The sequence below is a fragment of the Pseudomonas sp. IT-P100 genome (assembly GCF_949767185.1).
GTDB lineage: Bacteria > Pseudomonadota > Gammaproteobacteria > Pseudomonadales > Pseudomonadaceae > Aquipseudomonas > Aquipseudomonas fluorescens_B.
Genome location: NZ_CATKQK010000055.1, coordinates 21,967 through 38,707, shown reverse-complemented (window position 1 = coordinate 38,707; position 16,741 = coordinate 21,967). Strand labels below are relative to the sequence as shown.

Genomic DNA, 16,741 nt, shown 5'->3' with positions numbered 1-16,741 from the left:
GAGATTGCCCATGGATCGCTTGTCTACCTTGTTGTCACAGTTCGGCGTGCGCGCAAACCTGTTTTACAGTGGCAAACTGTGCGGCTTGTCGTCTTACGACGGCGCTGACGGTCGTGGGTATATCCATCTGCTACAAGCTGGCAGTGTTACGTTACTGGGAGCCGATCGTAAGGAATTGCTGCTGATCCGGCCCAGCCTGATTTTTATGCCGCGCCCCAGCCGGCATCAATTGTTTGCCGGTGAGTCCGAGGGAGCTCAGTTGTTGTGTGCGTCAATGGAGTTTGAGGGTGGGGTCGATAACCCGCTGTCGGCTTCGTTACCCGATTGTCTGGTGTTGTCCCTGGATGAACTGCCAATGCTGGCCGATACGTTGAAGTGGATGTTCGGCGAGGCGGCGGGTGCACATTGTGGCCGGGAGGCAGCGCTGGGACGGTTATTCGAACTGCTGGTCATCCTGTTGTTTCGACATCTGCTTGATCACAACCAGTTGCGTACTGGAATGATGGCTGGACTGGCTGACCCGCGGTTGTCGCGCTCTTTGGTGCAGATTCACAACGCACCTCATCGTGCTTGGTCAATTGCGGAACTGGCGAGCGAATCGAACATGTCTCGCGCGGCCTACGCGGTGCATTTCCGGGCCGTTATCGGGCAGACGCCCGCCGATTATCTGCTGAGTTGGCGTATCAGCCTGGCGCAGAAGCGACTTCGTGAAGGACGGTCGATTACACTGATCGCCTCCGAAGTCGGTTATGAAAGTCCTTCGGCACTTGCACGCGCGTTTCGACGCAAGACTGGCTACAGTCCTCGGGACTGGATTAAAGACCTGGCAGGTTCAGATGATGGAGCTATGGCCTGAAACATCTAACTGCTCCGGGCCATCCCGGGTGGTCGATCATCGGCTCAACGGCGTTCCAGCTCCGTCAGAGAATGGCCGGCCACGAAAATCGAAGCGGCAAGTAACCCGATGTCTTTAAGTAGAAACTGACCAGGAGCGACCGTAATAGCGGGAAAACCGAGGCCGGGTTCGATCACGCCGGGGGTCGAGAACATGAAGCTCAAGGTGGTGAAAAAGAGTCCGGCAGAGAGCACGCCACCTACCAAAGAAAGCTTCGGTGACAGCAAGCGACCTGCAATCAGTATTCCGATCGAGACCTCCAGAACGCCAAGCAGATTGGAGAAGGTGTCGACACTGAAAATCTCATAAACCCAACCCAGGAAAGGGCTGTTGCTCACCAGCGGAACCAGCCCGACCGCTTCGTAGTGTGTGAACTTCATTCCGCCGAACCAGAAGTAAATGACGGCGAGCGCAAAATAGGCCCCGTAGATGCCAAGCGCCATGGTTTTGAACCCGAGCGTTGAAGGGTTTTGTGCGCTGTTGGTTTCGTAGTTCTCGATTCTGAAGGTTTTCATGATCAATGCTTCCAAGAGTGTGGTGAGGAACGCTAATCAGCATCCCTGCGCGGTGTGCGTTGGGAGTCGATACAGTGTTGCCTTTGTCCGCACGCTCGTGGCGTCTGAACGTATTGCGTTCGGTGCAGATCGTCTCGACTCATTCAGGTCTAAAGCGATCGCCATGCTCCCTGGCGGCACCATTTAAACCGTTTCTGAATGGCATAAAACAAGAGTCCTCGACGTCGGCTTTGGGTCGAATAGCGACCACCAGCAATTGTGACTGATCCACCCCTGTTCTCCCCTCAACGTGGAGGACGAGCCATGAACACTATTGCTAGTATGCGACCGTCGCTATCCGACCCAAAACGGACGAATTTAAGTGCCGTTGTCGATTGATCGGCGACAAGGATTGAGCCTGCTAGCATTGAGTGTCAGAGAGCCTATAAGAGCACTGATGATGCAGATGATTAAAGTTGGAGCGAGCGGTTTGAACCAGCTCCGTGCGTCTTTGAGTCAAGCTGGATTGCCCTGCGATGATGTGAGCGATCCCGGGCGGCAGTTCTACCGATTCGACGTGGATGGGAAACTGGTTGCTTATGGAGGGTTGGAGGGTACTGGCCCCGATCTCCTGCTGCGCTCTATGGTCGTTTGCGAGGAGCATCGTGGAGCGGGACTGGGTACAGCGGTGTTGTCGGAACTGGAACAACACGCGGTCTCCCGAGGCGCAGCCCGACTGCATTTGTTGACCCAAAGCGCTGTTGATTTTTTCACGGCCAACGGGTACGAACTGCTTGATAGGGGTAAAGCGCCTGTCGCAATTGCCCAGACAGCTCAGTTCCAGCATTTGTGTCCTTCGTCAGCAAGCTACCTGCGCAAAACTTTAAGCAGATCCCCTCTGCGCTGAGTGAGCCATCGAAACGCTTCTGGGTCATTGCTAGTGTTGGTAACCAACACCCGCTTTTGGCCGTTTTCTGTATGTCGCGACGGAGTGAAATCCATCACCCAAAGCGGAAAGTCCGGACACCAGAATCAGGTCTCGGATTGATGAGTCACCCAGTGTTTCATCTCTTCGGCGATGAAATGGTTTACCAGGTCGCTGTACATCTTTTCGATTGCATCCGGGTTCAGGCCCTCGACCTCGGCCCACTCGCGACGTCTCGCCAGCATGGCCTTGAAACGCTCCGGAGCACGCACCGAAGTCGCCGAGGTCTTGAACTTCGAGGCAGCCAGCACGTAGTGAAAACGCTTGCCTAACAGCTTGATAACGACCTGATCAAGGGCGTCGATTTCGCGTCGGATGTCCTCCATGCCCGCACAGTCTGCGGGTTGCAACTGATTGATGACTTCCATGTAGGTGACTCCGTTTGTTGAAAAAAATGGTGAGCCTTCGGAAGAGAATCGCCGCGGCATCGTCGTGCGTGATACAGCCAAAACACCATAACATCCATTGTCCGCAGCACGAGGAGCGGTCTCATCCCCGAGCATTCACGCTCATACCTGATCCATCGCCTCGGGCACCCCCCGATCCTCCCCCAGGAACCCGCCACTCTGATGGTGCCACAGCCGCGCATAGAGGCCGTTCCTGGCGAGCAATTCGGTGTGGGTGCCCTGTTCGATGATGCGTCCATCGTCCATGACAATGAGTCGATCCATCGCCGCAATCGTGGACAGCCGATGGGCGATGGCGATGACGGTTTTGCCCTTCATCATTTCATCGAGGCTTTCCTGAATGGCCACTTCGACTTCCGAATCCAGCGCGCTGGTCGCCTCGTCAAGTAGCAGGATCGGGGCGTTCTTGAGCATCACTCGGGCAATGGCGACGCGCTGACGCTGACCGCCCGACAGTTTGATGCCGCGCTCGCCGACCAAGGTGTCGTAGCCGGTGTGTCCCTGGCGGTCGCTCAGTTGGCTGATGAACTCATCGGCCTGGGCATTGGCCGCGGCACTGTGGATTTGCGCGTCGGTCGCATCGGGGCGACCGTAGGCAATGTTGTCGCGAATGGAGCGGTGCAGCAGGGACGTATCCTGGGTGACCATGCCGATCGCGCTGCGCAGGCTGTCTTGTGTCACGTGCGCAATGTCTTGCCCGTCAATGCGAATCTGCCCGCTGTCGACGTCATAGAAGCGCAGCAGCAAGTTGATGAGCGTGGATTTGCCTGCGCCGGAGCGGCCCACCAGGCCGATTTTTTCGCCCGGACGAATGTTCAGGCTCAGGCCATCGAGCACCTGGCGTTCGCCATTGTAGTTGAAGCTCACGTTGTCGAAGGTCACCGCTCCGCCCGAGGTCACCAGCACGCCTGCGTCCGGCGCGTCCTGCACCTTGGGGCCGCGGGTCAGGGTGGCCATGCCATCCTGCACCGTGCCGATACCCTCGAACAGCGAGGTCATCTGCCACATGATCCAGTGCGACATGCCGTTGATACGCAACGCCATGGCAGTGATTGCCGCCACGGCACCTGCGCCGACATCGCCTTGGTGCCATAGCCACAGGGCATAACCGCCAGCGGCCATGATCAACGCCACCACCAACGCCTGGTTGACGATCTCGAATTGGCTGACCAGACGCATCTGGCGAAAGCCGGTTTGCTTGAAGTCCTCCATGGCCGCGCGCGCGAAGTGCGCTTCACGATTGGAATGGGAGAACAGCTTCACGGTCGTGATGTTGGTGTAGGCATCGGAGATGCGTCCGGTCATCGAGGAGCGCGCGTTGGCCTGTTCCTGACCGACCTTCCCCAAGCGGGGGACGAAGTAGAGCATGGCCAGCCCGAACAACAGGATCCAGGCAACGAAGGGCAGCATCAGTTTCAGTGCGAAGCCGCCGGCCAGTGCGATGATCGCGATGAAGTACACCCCGATTCCGGGTGCGATCTCGATCAGGGTGAACAGCACGTCGCGCACGGCCAGGGCGGTCTGCATCACCTTGGTGGTGACCCGGCCGGAGAACTCATCGGAAAAGAACGAAAGGCTTTGCCGCAACATCAGGCGGTGGAAGTCCCACCGCAGCCGCAATGGCAGATTGATCGCCAATATCTGGTGTTGCACCATGGTACGCAACGCCACCAGCCCGATGCTGGTCAGCATCACGATGCCCATGCCCCACAACACGCGACTTTCCTGCGCAGCCGCCTCACCGCCGGCCTGCCAGGTCGAGAGCAGGTCCACGACCTGACCGAGGAAAGAAAACAGCCAGGCTTCGTAGATCGATACCGCGGCACTGAGCAGCGCAAACGCAAGAATGTAGCCGCGCGCACCCCGGGTGCATGCCCACAAGAACCGAGCCAGGCCGTCGGGTGGTGGCGGTACCTCGTCGGGCGGGAAGGGGTCGAGTCTTTGTTCAAATAAGCGAAGCATGGTGGTCACCGAAACGATCAAGTTCAGGGATTCTGACACCAGGGACCGCTCAATGGCCAATCAGCACAAGACAGGTCTTGATTCGACACCGCTTGTGATTCTGTGACATTACCTCCTTGGCAGGGTAATAATTTGTGATCCCGGCCTGGCAGCAAAGACCACTCTTTCGGGTTTCATGTCCCGCTACAACGTATCCATGCACTGGAGTCAAGCTACCCATGGAAGCCAACCGATTCGGTGACATCGCCGCGTTTGTCTGCGCTGTGAAGGCTGGAAGTTTTACCTCCGCGGCCGCTTCACTGGGGCTGACCCGATCTGCTGTCGGTAAAAGTATCGTTCGTCTTGAAGGCCGGATGGGAGCACGGCTTCTGAATCGCACGACGCGCAAACTGAGCCTGACTGACGAGGGGCAGGTCGCCTACGAACGCTGGAAGCAGATTCTCGAGGATCTTGATGAGGTGGATGCAACCATGGCCTTGCGCCGTGGACGGCCGACCGGCACTTTTAAACTCACAGCGCCCCTTTCCTTCGGTCAGCGCCATATCCTGCCGATTCTGGATGCTTATCTGAAACAGTGGCCTGAACTGCGTGCGGACGTCTGGTTTACCGATCGCTTTGTCGACCTCGTCGAAGAGGGTGTCGACATCGCCATCCGCATTGGCACGCCCAAAGACGATTCACAACTGTTGACCAGAACCGTGGGTTGGCAGCAGTTCGCAACATGTGCCTCGCCCTCGTATCTGGCCCGTTGCGGTGTACCGCAAACGCCTGCAGATCTTGTAGGGCATGACACCATCGCGTTCATCAGTGGCCAGGCCAGTGTCTGGCGTTACCAGACGCCCACCGGCCTTTATTTATATGAACAACCCGGGCGGCTGAACATTGACAGTTCTGAAGCCATGCGCGAAGCGGCGCTGACGGGCATTGGCCTGATTCACTTGCCGACCTATATCACCGGTAACGACTTGCGCGACGGAACGTTGGTGGAAGTACTCAAGCCTTATCGAGCAGCGCCCGACCCCATCCGGGTTGTCTACCCGAGCAAGCGTCAGTTGTCGCCGCGTGTCCGCGCATTTATTGATCTGTTGATCGAGCGTTGGGAATCAGGAGTGCCTTGGGAAACCTGAGCATATTGGGGACTCATTGGACCGTGTGATGGTCTGCCGGTGTTGTTTATCCGGTTTGAGGATTCAATAAATATGTCAGTCATCGACACTCACCGAGACTGCCATCATGACTATCGCCACCCAACTCTCGCCACAAGTGCAACCTGTCGCGTTACCGACCGCCGATCCTTCGCTTGAGCGTCACCCTGGTTTTCAACGCCTGTTTCAACCACAGACGCTGACGGTTGGCCTGATTTTGCCCCTCGAAACCCATGCTGGCCGAGCGGCACCCACCATGCGTGGTCACGTGGAAATGGCGCAACGCGCGGAGGCGCTTGGTTTTGGCGCGCTGTGGATGCGTGACATTCCTTTCTACGATCCGGATTACAACGATGTGGCGCACATCTTTGAGCCCCTGGTTTACATCGGCTTCCTGGCCGCAGCTACACGCAGCATAGTCCTGGGAACCACCGGCATCGTGCTGCCTACCCATGAGCCTATGTATCTGGCCAAGCAAGCGACGTCCCTCGATCAGTTGAGCGAAGGGCGCCTGGTGTTGGGGTTGTCCTCGGGCGATCGATACAGCGACTACCCGATGCTGGGTATCGATTATGAAACCCGTGGTGATCGCTACCGTGATGCCTTCTCGGTGTTTCGCACTTTGATTGAGCAGGACTTTCCGCGCTTTCGCTCTGAGCGATTCGGCGGCTCGCCTGGAAACCTCGACCTGGTGCCGAAAGCGCCGTATGGGCGCGTTCCTTCAATCGCTGTCGGCCAGGCGCAGCAGAGCATTGAGTGGCTGGCTGAACACCTTGATGGCTATCTGGCCGGCGTGCAAAGCCCCGAGCGGTTGGCATCGTTGGGCGAGAGCTGGCACGCCAGAGTGCGTGAAATCGAAGGCCGAAATGCTTTCAAGCCGTTAGGGCTAGGCGGTTATTTCGACCTCAGCGACAACCCGGACCAGCCATTCCAGCGCATCCAGGGAGGCTTCCGGGCGGGGCGTAACGGTCTGCGCAATTACCTGGAGCAAGCGCAGGCTGCCGGGATTTCGCATATCGCGCTCAACCCCAAGGTCAGCCGGCAACCCTACGGCGAGATTCTTGACGAGCTCGCTGAGCACATCTTGCCGTTCTTCCCGTCGCATGTTTGAGGTTTGGCCCACCCTCGGAGGATCGATACATGTCATCTCTTTTTGAGTCTTACGATCTGGCGGGTCAACGACTGCCCAATCGCATCGTCATGGCGCCGATGACCCGCGCCCGCGTCAAGGACACCGTGCCGTCTGCGGATATGGCGATCTACTATGCCCAGCGCGCGGGAGCAGGCCTGATCATCACCGAAAGCGCCCAGGTGTCGGCGCAGGGGCGTGGCTACCTGTACACCCCGGGGATCCACACACCCGCGCAGATTGAAGGCTGGAAACGCGTCACTGACGCGGTTCACCTTGCCGGGGGGCGCATTGTCATTCAGCTCTGGCATGTGGGGCGGGTCTCGCACTCGTCCTTGCTGGAGGGGAGGGCACCGGTTGCACCTGTGGCGGTATCTGCCGCGCAAACGTTGGTACACGCTTATGACAGTGAAGGTCAGCCTGCGCAGGTGCCGGTGAGCGCGCCCGTTGCTTTGGATGCCGAGGGTATTCGACAGGTCATCGCAGACTTTCGACTGGCCGCAAAAAATGCCATGACCGCGGGTTTTGACGGCGTCGAAATTCATGCGGGTAACGGCTACCTGTTTGAACAGTTCATCAACGGCGGCTTCAACACCCGTGAAGACCGTTACGGTGGCGCCACAATTGCCAATCGCTTGCGTTTGTTACTTGAAACGGTCGACGCGGTGAGTGCGCAGATCGGCCGATCGAAGGTGGGCGTGCGCATATCGCCTTTTGCGCGGCTGGCCGATCTGCACGCGTTCGATGAAGAAGAGGCAACGTGGCTTGCACTGGCTGGAGCCCTGTCCCAACGCGAGATCGCTTATCTGCACGCCAGCCACTTGGGCACGCCAGACTTTCAGAAAGCCATCCGCGCGGCTTACTGCGGCACCTTGATCCTGTCGGGCGGGTTCACCCACGTAACCGCGCAACAAGCCATCGATGACGGGTTGGCAGACCTGGCGGTTTTCGGTCGACCGTTCATTGCCAACCCGGATCTGGTCGATCGCTTGCGGCATGGCTGGCCATTGGCCGAAGCAGGTCGTGAAGCCTTTTATGGCGGCGGCGCTCAAGGCTACATCGATTATCCTGCTTACGCGTCGCAAGATGCGCAGAAGGCATTCTAGGGATACCGCGATAGCGGCGTGTCATCCCCTGTCTTTCTTGTAGGACAACGAAACAACCGCCGTCGGCAGTGCACGTCAGAAGAAATTGATTTCGTAGCCGAATCGTGAGGCTGCATTGACGATGTGCTGCCCCATGATCTGACGTGCCGCCGTCGCGTTCCGGTCGGTCAAAGCCTGCACGAGGTCTTCATGCTCACCGCGTGCCGCATGCGGAATGTTGCTGAACACCGGGCCTCGTCGCGCAAAGTTCATGGTGATCAGTGCCCGCATCGGCTCGAGCACCGTGCGAATCATCGTCTCGAGATAGTCGTTGCCAGACGCTGCGGCCACAGCCCGATGGAAGTCGAGGTCGGCATTGACAGTGTCCAGCGTCGGTTCGCCTACGTATTGCATTCGCAGGACCGCAGCCTGGATCATTTTCAGCTTTTGGGGCGTCATGTGCGACGCCGCCAGCGCGGCAGCCTGGCTTTCCAGTACGGCCCGCACTTCGAACATGTTGCGCATCGTATTGTCACCGTCCAGCAACGGCACGTTCTCGCGCTGGGGGGAAGGCTCCGGCGATTGGGTCGCGGCCGAGACGAATACGCCAACGCCCTGGCGAGACTGGATCAGCCCCTGCGCTCGAAGCGTCGCGATCCCTTCCCGTACGACGTTCCTGCTGACGCCGAAGTTTTGCGACAGAAACTGCTCGGTGGGCAAACGGTCGCCCGGCCGCAGACGTCCCGATGCAATCTCGTCGCTCAACGAGCGGGCGATGTGCTCGGCAAGATGAGGTCGCCGCGCTACGGGTTGTACATTCATTTCACTCATGCGTGTTCATCCGTTTCACTTGTCTTCTTAATCTACATCAGCCGACTTGTTCCCGTCAGTTAAAACTGAATTTCATTAACTGCATAAAATAAAAAACACTTTAATAACAATAAGTTAAGTTTGATCTAGACCAAAGTCTGACGCAAAGCAGCAGTTGTTCAGTTGAAGGACAACAGAACGTCATGTACGTTGTCCTCAGTCTGATGTGGGCGAACCCCCCAAAACGCCGCATCACCTTCGCAACCTGCTTGAGGCGCAGCCTTATGAAAATTGCCAGCATTGAAACCATTCCGCTTCGGATTCCCTTCACCACGGGCGGGCGGTCGGCCGGCGGAGTCTGGGGGCCGAAAGACCTTCAGATGGTCGATTCTCTCGTGGTTAAAGTCACCACGGATGACGGTATCGTCGGTTGGGGCGAGACCTTCGGTTTCACCGCGATCCCTGCAGTGAAAGTCGTGATCGACACGATCCTTGCGCCCGAGCTGATCGGCAGTGATGTCACGCGTCGCGAGAAATTGCAGGGCGATCTGCAGAAGAAGTTCCACGTCTTCGGTCGCAGCGGTGCGTTCATTTATGGTCTGTCGGCGATTGATATCGCGCTCTGGGATATCGCTGGCAAAGCGGCCGGTAAACCGGTCTACCAACTGCTGGGCGGCAGCGAGGCTACTTCACTCGCGGCGTATGCAAGCTTGATCCGCTATGCCGACCCCGAGCTCATTCGCATCAATGTGCAGCGCGCGGTCAACAGCGGTTTTCGACACTTGAAGCTGCATGAGGTTGATGTCGATGTCATCCGTGCCGCGTGCGAAGCCGCGGGTCCTGGCGTGGAAATCACGCTCGACGTCAACGCCCCGTGGACGGTGCGCGAAGCGCTCGATATGACCGAGAAACTTCGCCCGTTGAACCTGCGCTGGATCGAAGAACCGGTGTGGCCGCCGGAAGACTATTCGGGTCTGGCGAGGGTACGTCAGCAAGGCGGCATTCCGGTTGCGGCCGGTGAGAATGCGTCGACGCTGATGGACTTCCAGCATCTGCTTGAAGCCGGTGCAGTCGACTTCATTCAACCCAGCCCGGCAAAAATGGGCGGCATCACCGAACTGCAAAAAGTCTACGCGCTGGCCAATGCCCACGGCGTCACCGTGATGGTCCACGCCTTTTATGACGGTCCAGGCCTGCTGGCCGCCGTGCATGGAAGTGCCGCCCTCGGCGGTGCGAAGTCACTGGTCGAATGGCGTTACTTCGATCTCGAAGCGCAGCTCTATGGCGACGCCATCATTCCGCGCAATGGCCGTATCGACGTACCGCAAGGGCCGGGGCTTGGCATCGAGCCGGACCAGGACGTCATTCAGGACTACCGCTTCAAACCCTGATCGCAAAGACCGCCAGGTCATTGCCTCGTTTGATCGACGCCAATGCGGCCGCCGCCGTGTCGGCCTCGATCAGCCACGACGACATTCTTGATAAAAATAAATACGAGGATTGAGCACATGTTAGACAGGATCGTAGGGCCAATCTTGCCCGTCGCCTTTGTGATTGCGCTTGGCTATATCGCCGGCAAGCGCGGACGGCTTACCCATTCGGACAGCCTGCTGATCAGCCGGTTGGTACTCGGCTGGATATTCCCGGCGCTGCTGTTTGTCGGGATGGCGAGTACGCCCCGTGAGCAGTTGTTCGACTTCAAGTTCGTCGTGGCCACGTTCATCGGCATCATGGGCATGTACACGATAGCGCTGGCGATCGGCTGGTTCACCACGCGCAATCTCAAGGTTGCAACGCTCAAGGGCTTCGTCAACGGTTACCCGGACGCGGCCTTCATGGGCATCCCTATTCTCGCGACGATGTACGGGGCCGGCAGCATCTATTCAGTGCTTGTGCTGAATCTGGTTGCGAGCCTGGTCATGATCCCGCTGACGACCATGTTGCTGACCATCGCCGATGGAAAGGGCAGTGGCACCCAGGCGTTCGTGTCGAGCCTGTCGGGAGCGGTACGCCGTCCGCTGATGTGGGCGCCGGCCCTTGGCATACTGATCTCACTGCTGCAGGTCAAAATGCCGCCCATTGCTGTGGAGTCACTCAACCTTCTCGGCAAGGCGACGCCTGGCGTCTCCCTGTTGTGCCTCGGACTGATCATGTCGTCCGAGAAACTGAAAATGTCGGGTGAAGTGTGGGGCAACCTCGGGCTCAAGCTGTTTATTCACCCGGTGTTGATGTTCGCCGCCACTGTATTGCTGGGCACACATGGACTTTACGCCCAACAGATGATCCTGCTTTGCGCGCTGCCGTCGGCGACGATCCCGGCGATGTTTGCGAACCAGACGGGCGCCTATCAGAGTGAAGCCGCGACCTCCATTCTGGTCAGTACGGTGCTGTCGATCGTGACTTTTTCTTTCGCGATCTACCTGATTGATGGAGGACTGGCCGCAGCCTGATTGTCGATTCCGGATGGCGGGGTATGAGGCACTCGTGTCGAAATACCACGCCTGGTTTTGTTCCGCCTGTCACAGGCCGGGACTAACTTCTGAAAGCTCGGGTCTCCCTGAGGATTCTGCCGGCATCTTGTGCGGGAGGAAGCCCGAACACCCGAACGTAATCTCGGCTGAATTGCGTCGCGCTTTCATAGCCGACCTCGAAGGCCGCAGCCATGACGCTCTTCGCGCTGGCCACCATCAGGGTTCTGGCCTGGAGCAGGCGAACCCTTTTCTGGTACTGCAAAGGGCTCAAGTTGGTGACCGCCTTGAAGTGGCGATGAAACGCCGAGACACTCATCGACGCGCGTTCCGCCAGGCGCTCGATCCCGATGGGCTCAGCAAAGTCACGGCGGATCCATTGGATAGCCATATTCACTCGGGCCATGGCGGTATCCGGCGCTGCTATATCCCGCAGCATCCAGCCATGGGGCCCCTTGAGGACACGGAACAGAATTTCACGTTCGTATACCGGGGCGAGGGCGGCTATGGCATCCGGGTCGCCCATCAGCCGCAGCATGCGCACCCACGCATCCATCAGCTCGGTCGTGACCGACGCCACTGAAAACCCGGCATTGTTTTCGTAGCGTGCGGCAGGTTTGGGCAGGTCGGCGAACAGCGTGGACAACACTGCAGGATCAAGCGTCAGGCTGACCGCCAGATACGGCTCTCCTGACACCGCTGGGTGCACCGACCCCACCGCTGGCAAGCCAATGGACATGACGAAATAGGTCGCCGGGTCATACCGCAGCGTCCGGTCGCCCACCGTCATGCTTTTGCTGCCTTGCAGGATCAGGTTGATCATCGGGTCATAGACCGCCGCCAGCATGTGCTCGGGGATTTTGCCCTGGACCATGGCCACTCGCGGGATGCCCGTTTCAGTGCGGCGATTTTCAGCCTTGGCCGCTAGCGACCTGAGTTCATTCAATTGATTGTCCATGCGCAGCATGTTGCGGGCGGAGCACGAAGCCGTGCAAGCAAAAAGCAGAAACAGGCAGGTTTCGAGCAGGAACGGGTACGTCCCTGGCGAGAACGATGAGTACTGTGGAGGCACGTTTGAACCACAGGGGACATTTGATATGGGCGTAATCGTCATTACTGGCGGCAGCCGTGGCATCGGTGCGAGTACAGCCGAACACGCGGCTCAACGAGGTATGGGGGTCATCCTGACCTACAACTCTGACCCGCAGGCGGCCGCTACGGTCGTGGGGCGCATCGAGCGACACGGTGGCAAGGCTGTTGCGCTCAAGCTCGATGTGTCTGATGTCGGCAGCTTCGAGGCGTTTCGGGAGTCAGTGCGCCTGGCCCTGGGGGAAACCTGGGGCTCCACCACGCTGAGCGGCCTGGTCAATAACGCGGGCTACGGCTTGTTCAACCCCTTGGCAACCGTCAGCGAAGCGCAGTTCGATGGCCTGTTCAATGTCCACCTCAAAGGCCCGTTTTTTCTCACCCAGGCTTTGCTGCCCTTGCTGGCGGAGCACGCCAGTATCGTCAATCTGAGCAGTGCCACCACCCGCGTAGCCACTGCCGGAGTGGCACCCTATGCGGCGTTCAAGGGCGGGCTCGAAGTACTGACCCGTTACATGGCCAAAGAGTTTGGCGAACGACGCATCCGTGCCAATGCCGTGTCCCCCGGCGCTATCCGCACCGAATTGGGTGGCGGTCTGAATGATGAATTCGAGGCAATGTTGGCGGCGCAAACGGCGCTCGGCAGGGTCGGCGAGCCGGAAGACGTCGCGCGAGTGATCGCCATGTTGCTGTCCGAGGAGGGCGCCTGGATCAATGCCCAGACCATCGAAGTCGCAGGCGGCTACAACATCTGAACAAGCGAGGGTTTGACATGCTGGATCATATTTTCCTGTCGGTGAGCGACATCGCACGTTCCATGAATTTCTACGAGGCTGCCCTGGTGCCATTGGGTATCACCGCACGCTTGCAGTATGACCCCGATTACTACGCCGCCAATGTGCTGGACCCGGATGGGAATAGCCTGGAATTCGTCTACAAAAAAGGGCAGCACGTCCAATGAGCACACTTCTGATCTACGGAGCGACAGGTTATACCGGTCGCATGGCAGCAGAACACGCGAAAGCGCTGGGTCTGAACTTCGAAATCGGCGGGCGCAGTCACTCGCCACTCGCGACACTCGCCGCGCATCTGGACGTGCCTTTTCGCGTATTTGATGCGGGCCCGGATGCCGAGAATGCCTTGTCTGGCATCACGGTATTGCTGAACTTCGCGGGGCCATTTGCGCAAACGGCAGAGGCGTTGATGCGCGCCTGCATCAAGGCCGGGATCGACTATCTGGACATTACCGCCGAGATCAACGTTTACCGGCTGGCCGAAACGCTGCACGTTGAAGCGGCCAGGGCACAGACCCTGTTGTTGCCAGGCGTCGGCTGGGACGTTGTCCCTACGGACTCGCTGGCGGTGCACGTCGCTCAGCGGGTCCAACAGCCTCGCGCTCTGAACATCGGGCTTCAGGTCCCAGGGTCGATGTCCCGTGGCTCGGCCAGGAGCGTCAGCGAAATCATCGGTGCCGGCGTGCTCGCGAGGGTCGATGGCGAACTCGTTGCAACGCCTGATGCCCAGCCACGTCACTTTGATTTTGGTGAGGGACCGGTCCTCTGCGCGCCGCTGTCTTTCGGTGACCTTGTGACGGGCTGGCATTCGACTGGTATCCCTGATATTGCGATGTTCGTGCATCTCTCTGGCGATGCGTTCCCCGAAGGCGACCTGTCGCTACTTCCTGATGGCCCCACCGCAGAGGAAAGGGATGGCCATCGGGCACGTGCGGCGGTGGAGGTTACAGGAGCAGACGGCGTCATCGCACGTTCGGTCATTGAAACGATGAATGGGTATTCCTTCACGCCACTGGCCGCCGTCGAAGCAGCGCGCCGGGTTTTGAATGGCGAACGGCGGCCGGGTTTTGCAACCCCGGCGCAGGTCTTCGGTGGTGGATTTGCCCAGAGTATTGCCGGGACGGTGATTACCGATCTCCAGGACCGATAACTGTTGCTCAAGAGGCCGTCGTCAGCTCACTGGCAGGGCTCTTTACGGGCTGGGGAGACCTGAATCTCGCCGCGTCCCGCACAGGCGGCAGCCCGAACAGTCGCGCGTATTCGCGATTGAATTGCGAGGCGCTTTCATAACCCACCTGGTAGGCGATGGACGTGGCATCCAGCGTATCGAACAGCAGCAACCAGCGCGCCCTCAGCAAGCGCAAGCGCTTCTGGTATTGAATCGGGGTCATGGCCGTCACGGATTTGAAATGCCTGTAGAAGGCTGCAACGCTCATGTCGGTCATGACCGCGAGGGGTTCGACGCGAAAAGGCTCGGTGTAGTGCTCACGTATCCACTGGGTGGCACGGCGGATCTGCGTCATCCGGCCATCTGGTCGTGCAACGTCACGGAGAATACCCCCCAGGGGGCCCTGCAAGGCGCGGAACAAGATCTCACGTTCAATCATCGGGGCGAGTAGTGCAGCCTCGTGCGGGCGATCCATCAGCCGCATCATGCGTAGCCACGCGTCAATCATTTCAGCAGGCGCGAGCACGGCTTCAAAACACGAATTTTGCGCTGCCCTTGGCGCTTTGCCTTCGTCCATCAGCAGTGTAGCGATCACGTCGGGGTTCAGGGTCAGGCTGATCGCGAGATAGGGTTGATCCACGGCGCTGGAGTGAATCTGGCCCGTAGCGGGTATATCGACAGGCACCAGAAAATAGCTGCCGGCCGTGTACCGGGAAACCTCTTCCCCTATGGACAGGGTCTTGGTGCCCTGGAGCACCAGATGCAACATCGGCTGATAAACCTGAGATGCACAAGCCTCGGCCCGGACCATCGCCACCCGGGGCAATCCGGTTTCCGTCCACTTGTCTTGCGCGCGCATCACGATACTGCGCAGTTCTGCCATCGACTTTTCCATGTGGCCCACCGTGGGCTAAATGCCGGGGCATAGCAAGCCAGCTGAGAAGAATAGGCAAGGATGCGCGAGTAACCGGCAAACGTCGGCCCCTTCGTTGCCGGAATACTGATGACACGAGGTTCGTTGCATTCCCGTTGTTGGCGCGATAGCAGCGAACGCTCGATGCGATATCACTTAACTCAAAGAAGGTCACTTTATGAAGCTCGTAGGAAAAATAGCGGTTGTCACTGGTGCGTCCAAAGGCATAGGTGCCGGAATTGCCAAGGCACTGGGTGCGCAGGGCGCAACAGTCATCGTCAACTATGCCTCGAGTAAGGGCGACGCCGATGCGGTGGTTGCTCACATTGCGGAGCGTGGCGGCTCAGCCTTCGCCCTACAGGCTGATATGAGCCAGGCGGCCGATGTTGTGCGCCTGTTTGACACGGTCCGGACGAAGTTCGGGACCTTGGATATCCTGGTCAACAACGCAGGTGTCGCGGTGTTCCAGATGATCGATGACCTGACAGAGGAAGCCTTCCATAAGCAATTCAATCTGAATGTGCTGGGTTACCTTCTCTCGGTGCGAGAGGCTGTCAAACTGCTGGGTCCCAAGGGGAGCATTATCAATATCAGCTCAATTCTCAGCACCGACCCCTACCTGGCTTCGAGTGTGTACTCGGCGACCAAGGGCGCCGTCGATACCTTGACCCTCGCATTGGCCAGGGAGCTGGGAACGCGTGGCATCCGGGTCAACGCCATCCGGCCCGGGCACACGAACACACCCGCGACAGACGGAAATTTTGCCGGTGAGTTGGGCGAAAAACTTCTCGCGGGAACTCCGTTGGGCCGCTTCGGCGAGCCCGAAGATATCGCACCGTTGGCCGTGTTTTTGGCGTCCGACGACTCGCACTGGGTGACAGGCGAATCCATCAGGGCTTCCGGTGGTGTTCGCGGTGTTGGTTATTGACACGGCTGATTGAACCTACACAGAGACATCAACGCTCCCGCAGCATCGAGCTTCGCCTGGCGTTCCGGTGTCGCATTGGCGACCTCGATCCTGCCGGCGGCACACGCTTGCAGAGAGCGGTAAAGCATTGCCATAGCGTTGGTGGTGTTCAAGCCAGGCAGATCAGTTCTCAGGGGAAGTGTCTGAGTCTTGACTGGATTCAGCATCCAGTTTCAACCGGTCAGCCTTGCTGATGTATTTCGACTTGCTTTTCGGTGCCAGTTTGGCGCTGGCCTTTTTGGCGTGAGCCTTTAATAACTGCTTTATTTTTTTTTGACGATTCATGTTTGTACCCGGCTTGTCAGTTCTTCAATGATGACAGAGGTTTGCGTGCGAGGCCCAGGGAGTGACAGGGCTTCGTCGCGTTTTCGAGCATGTTAAAGCTAGCGCCAGCGTTGCCGATATCCCCAGCCATAGACTTGCGTACCACCGG

The 16,741-nt window shown here is 58.5% G+C and carries 18 protein-coding genes; 11 read left to right on the top strand and 7 right to left on the bottom strand.

The annotated features are described in order from the left end of the window. Positions 1-10 precede the first annotated feature (10 nt). The gene (locus tag ACM6IQ_RS24060; RefSeq protein ID WP_017338310.1) at positions 11-856 is read left to right on the top strand and encodes an AraC family transcriptional regulator; all 846 of its coding nucleotides are present in this window, start codon (positions 11-13) and stop codon (positions 854-856) included. Positions 857-900: 44 nt separating this feature from the next. Here the strand turns inward: ACM6IQ_RS24060 and ACM6IQ_RS24055 are convergent, their stop codons facing one another. Further along, positions 901-1,410 carry a YkgB family protein gene (locus tag ACM6IQ_RS24055; RefSeq protein WP_017338311.1) on the bottom strand — a complete coding sequence of 170 codons (510 nt, stop codon included), beginning with the start codon at positions 1,408-1,410 and terminating at the stop codon, positions 901-903. Positions 1,411-1,846: 436 nt separating this feature from the next. On the opposite strand from ACM6IQ_RS24055, the gene arsN2 reads away from it, so the two are divergent. Further along, positions 1,847-2,296 carry an arsenic resistance N-acetyltransferase ArsN2 gene (gene arsN2, locus ACM6IQ_RS24050; RefSeq protein WP_414880028.1) on the top strand — a complete coding sequence of 150 codons (450 nt, stop codon included), beginning with the start codon at positions 1,847-1,849 and terminating at the stop codon, positions 2,294-2,296. Between the two features lie 125 nt (positions 2,297-2,421). Here the strand turns inward: arsN2 and ACM6IQ_RS24045 are convergent, their stop codons facing one another. Further along, on the bottom strand, positions 2,422-2,742 hold the full coding sequence (locus ACM6IQ_RS24045) for an isochorismate lyase (protein ID WP_414880027.1): 321 nt from the start codon (positions 2,740-2,742) through the stop codon (positions 2,422-2,424). A gap of 141 nt (positions 2,743-2,883) precedes the next feature. Continuing rightward, positions 2,884-4,743 carry an ABC transporter ATP-binding protein gene (locus ACM6IQ_RS24040; RefSeq protein ID WP_414880026.1) on the bottom strand — a complete coding sequence of 620 codons (1,860 nt, stop codon included), beginning with the start codon at positions 4,741-4,743 and terminating at the stop codon, positions 2,884-2,886. Positions 4,744-4,961: 218 nt separating this feature from the next. On the opposite strand from ACM6IQ_RS24040, the gene ACM6IQ_RS24035 reads away from it, so the two are divergent. From ACM6IQ_RS24035 to ACM6IQ_RS24025, 3 genes are all read left to right on the top strand, one after another. Further along, on the top strand, positions 4,962-5,870 hold the full coding sequence (locus ACM6IQ_RS24035) for a LysR family transcriptional regulator (RefSeq protein WP_017338316.1): 909 nt from the start codon (positions 4,962-4,964) through the stop codon (positions 5,868-5,870). Between the two features lie 106 nt (positions 5,871-5,976). Beyond that, on the top strand, positions 5,977-6,999 hold the full coding sequence (locus ACM6IQ_RS24030) for an LLM class oxidoreductase (RefSeq protein WP_414880025.1): 1,023 nt from the start codon (positions 5,977-5,979) through the stop codon (positions 6,997-6,999). Between the two features lie 29 nt (positions 7,000-7,028). Continuing rightward, on the top strand, positions 7,029-8,123 hold the full coding sequence (locus ACM6IQ_RS24025) for an alkene reductase (protein ID WP_414880024.1): 1,095 nt from the start codon (positions 7,029-7,031) through the stop codon (positions 8,121-8,123). Positions 8,124-8,198: 75 nt separating this feature from the next. On the opposite strand, the gene ACM6IQ_RS24020 is transcribed toward ACM6IQ_RS24025, so the two are convergent. Further along, positions 8,199-8,933, bottom strand: coding sequence for a FadR/GntR family transcriptional regulator (locus tag ACM6IQ_RS24020; RefSeq protein ID WP_017338319.1), 735 nt, complete (start codon positions 8,931-8,933; stop codon positions 8,199-8,201). A 263-nt stretch (positions 8,934-9,196) separates the two neighbouring features. On the opposite strand from ACM6IQ_RS24020, the gene ACM6IQ_RS24015 reads away from it, so the two are divergent. Next, positions 9,197-10,303 (top strand): mandelate racemase/muconate lactonizing enzyme family protein, encoded by a 1,107-nt coding sequence (locus ACM6IQ_RS24015; RefSeq protein WP_414880023.1) that lies wholly within the window; start codon positions 9,197-9,199, stop codon positions 10,301-10,303. A 117-nt stretch (positions 10,304-10,420) separates the two neighbouring features. Continuing rightward, a complete protein-coding gene (locus tag ACM6IQ_RS24010) occupies positions 10,421-11,362 on the top strand; it encodes an AEC family transporter (protein WP_017338322.1) in 942 nt (313 codons plus the stop codon). Positions 11,363-11,444: 82 nt separating this feature from the next. Here ACM6IQ_RS24010 and ACM6IQ_RS24005 read toward each other — a convergent pair whose 3' ends face one another. After that, positions 11,445-12,338 (bottom strand): AraC family transcriptional regulator N-terminal domain-containing protein, encoded by an 894-nt coding sequence (locus tag ACM6IQ_RS24005; RefSeq protein WP_414880131.1) that lies wholly within the window; start codon positions 12,336-12,338, stop codon positions 11,445-11,447. A gap of 139 nt (positions 12,339-12,477) precedes the next feature. Here ACM6IQ_RS24005 and ACM6IQ_RS24000 point away from each other — a divergent pair, with 139 nt between their 5' ends. The 3 genes from ACM6IQ_RS24000 to ACM6IQ_RS23990 are packed head-to-tail and all read left to right on the top strand — an operon-like array spanning position 12,478 to position 14,410. Further along, positions 12,478-13,221 (top strand): SDR family NAD(P)-dependent oxidoreductase, encoded by a 744-nt coding sequence (locus ACM6IQ_RS24000; protein ID WP_017338324.1) that lies wholly within the window; start codon positions 12,478-12,480, stop codon positions 13,219-13,221. A gap of 17 nt (positions 13,222-13,238) precedes the next feature. Then, positions 13,239-13,427: a hypothetical protein gene (locus tag ACM6IQ_RS23995; protein ID WP_414880022.1), complete on the top strand. Its 189-nt coding sequence runs from the start codon at positions 13,239-13,241 to the stop codon at positions 13,425-13,427. Next, complete coding sequence (locus tag ACM6IQ_RS23990) at positions 13,424-14,410, top strand: saccharopine dehydrogenase family protein (protein ID WP_414880021.1); 987 nt, start codon at positions 13,424-13,426, stop codon at positions 14,408-14,410. The genes ACM6IQ_RS23995 and ACM6IQ_RS23990 overlap by 4 nt, the downstream gene beginning before the upstream one ends. 7 nt (positions 14,411-14,417) lie before the next feature. On the opposite strand, the gene ACM6IQ_RS23985 is transcribed toward ACM6IQ_RS23990, so the two are convergent. Continuing rightward, entirely contained in the window at positions 14,418-15,311 is an 894-nt protein-coding gene (locus ACM6IQ_RS23985) for an AraC family transcriptional regulator N-terminal domain-containing protein (RefSeq protein WP_414880130.1), read from the bottom strand. Between the two features lie 208 nt (positions 15,312-15,519). On the opposite strand from ACM6IQ_RS23985, the gene ACM6IQ_RS23980 reads away from it, so the two are divergent. Beyond that, positions 15,520-16,269 (top strand): glucose 1-dehydrogenase, encoded by a 750-nt coding sequence (locus tag ACM6IQ_RS23980; protein WP_414880020.1) that lies wholly within the window; start codon positions 15,520-15,522, stop codon positions 16,267-16,269. A 162-nt stretch (positions 16,270-16,431) separates the two neighbouring features. Here the strand turns inward: ACM6IQ_RS23980 and ACM6IQ_RS23975 are convergent, their stop codons facing one another. Beyond that, the gene (locus ACM6IQ_RS23975; RefSeq protein WP_414880019.1) at positions 16,432-16,593 is read right to left on the bottom strand and encodes a DUF2986 domain-containing protein; all 162 of its coding nucleotides are present in this window, start codon (positions 16,591-16,593) and stop codon (positions 16,432-16,434) included. Positions 16,594-16,741: the final 148 nt, after the last annotated feature.

Coding starts and splice junctions, on each gene's coding strand:
- ACM6IQ_RS24060 (WP_017338310.1), top strand. CDS start 11: ATGGATCGCTTGTCTACCTTGTTGTCACAGTTCGGCGTGCGCGCAAAC.
- ACM6IQ_RS24055 (WP_017338311.1), bottom strand. CDS start 1,410: ATGAAAACCTTCAGAATCGAGAACTACGAAACCAACAGCGCACAAAAC.
- arsN2 (WP_414880028.1), top strand. CDS start 1,847: ATGATGCAGATGATTAAAGTTGGAGCGAGCGGTTTGAACCAGCTCCGT.
- ACM6IQ_RS24045 (WP_414880027.1), bottom strand. CDS start 2,742: ATGGAAGTCATCAATCAGTTGCAACCCGCAGACTGTGCGGGCATGGAG.
- ACM6IQ_RS24040 (WP_414880026.1), bottom strand. CDS start 4,743: ATGCTTCGCTTATTTGAACAAAGACTCGACCCCTTCCCGCCCGACGAG.
- ACM6IQ_RS24035 (WP_017338316.1), top strand. CDS start 4,962: ATGGAAGCCAACCGATTCGGTGACATCGCCGCGTTTGTCTGCGCTGTG.
- ACM6IQ_RS24030 (WP_414880025.1), top strand. CDS start 5,977: ATGACTATCGCCACCCAACTCTCGCCACAAGTGCAACCTGTCGCGTTA.
- ACM6IQ_RS24025 (WP_414880024.1), top strand. CDS start 7,029: ATGTCATCTCTTTTTGAGTCTTACGATCTGGCGGGTCAACGACTGCCC.
- ACM6IQ_RS24020 (WP_017338319.1), bottom strand. CDS start 8,933: ATGAGTGAAATGAATGTACAACCCGTAGCGCGGCGACCTCATCTTGCC.
- ACM6IQ_RS24015 (WP_414880023.1), top strand. CDS start 9,197: ATGAAAATTGCCAGCATTGAAACCATTCCGCTTCGGATTCCCTTCACC.
- ACM6IQ_RS24010 (WP_017338322.1), top strand. CDS start 10,421: ATGTTAGACAGGATCGTAGGGCCAATCTTGCCCGTCGCCTTTGTGATT.
- ACM6IQ_RS24005 (WP_414880131.1), bottom strand. CDS start 12,338: ATGGACAATCAATTGAATGAACTCAGGTCGCTAGCGGCCAAGGCTGAA.
- ACM6IQ_RS24000 (WP_017338324.1), top strand. CDS start 12,478: ATGGGCGTAATCGTCATTACTGGCGGCAGCCGTGGCATCGGTGCGAGT.
- ACM6IQ_RS23995 (WP_414880022.1), top strand. CDS start 13,239: ATGCTGGATCATATTTTCCTGTCGGTGAGCGACATCGCACGTTCCATG.
- ACM6IQ_RS23990 (WP_414880021.1), top strand. CDS start 13,424: ATGAGCACACTTCTGATCTACGGAGCGACAGGTTATACCGGTCGCATG.
- ACM6IQ_RS23985 (WP_414880130.1), bottom strand. CDS start 15,311: ATGGCAGAACTGCGCAGTATCGTGATGCGCGCGCAAGACAAGTGGACG.
- ACM6IQ_RS23980 (WP_414880020.1), top strand. CDS start 15,520: ATGAAGCTCGTAGGAAAAATAGCGGTTGTCACTGGTGCGTCCAAAGGC.
- ACM6IQ_RS23975 (WP_414880019.1), bottom strand. CDS start 16,593: ATGAATCGTCAAAAAAAAATAAAGCAGTTATTAAAGGCTCACGCCAAA.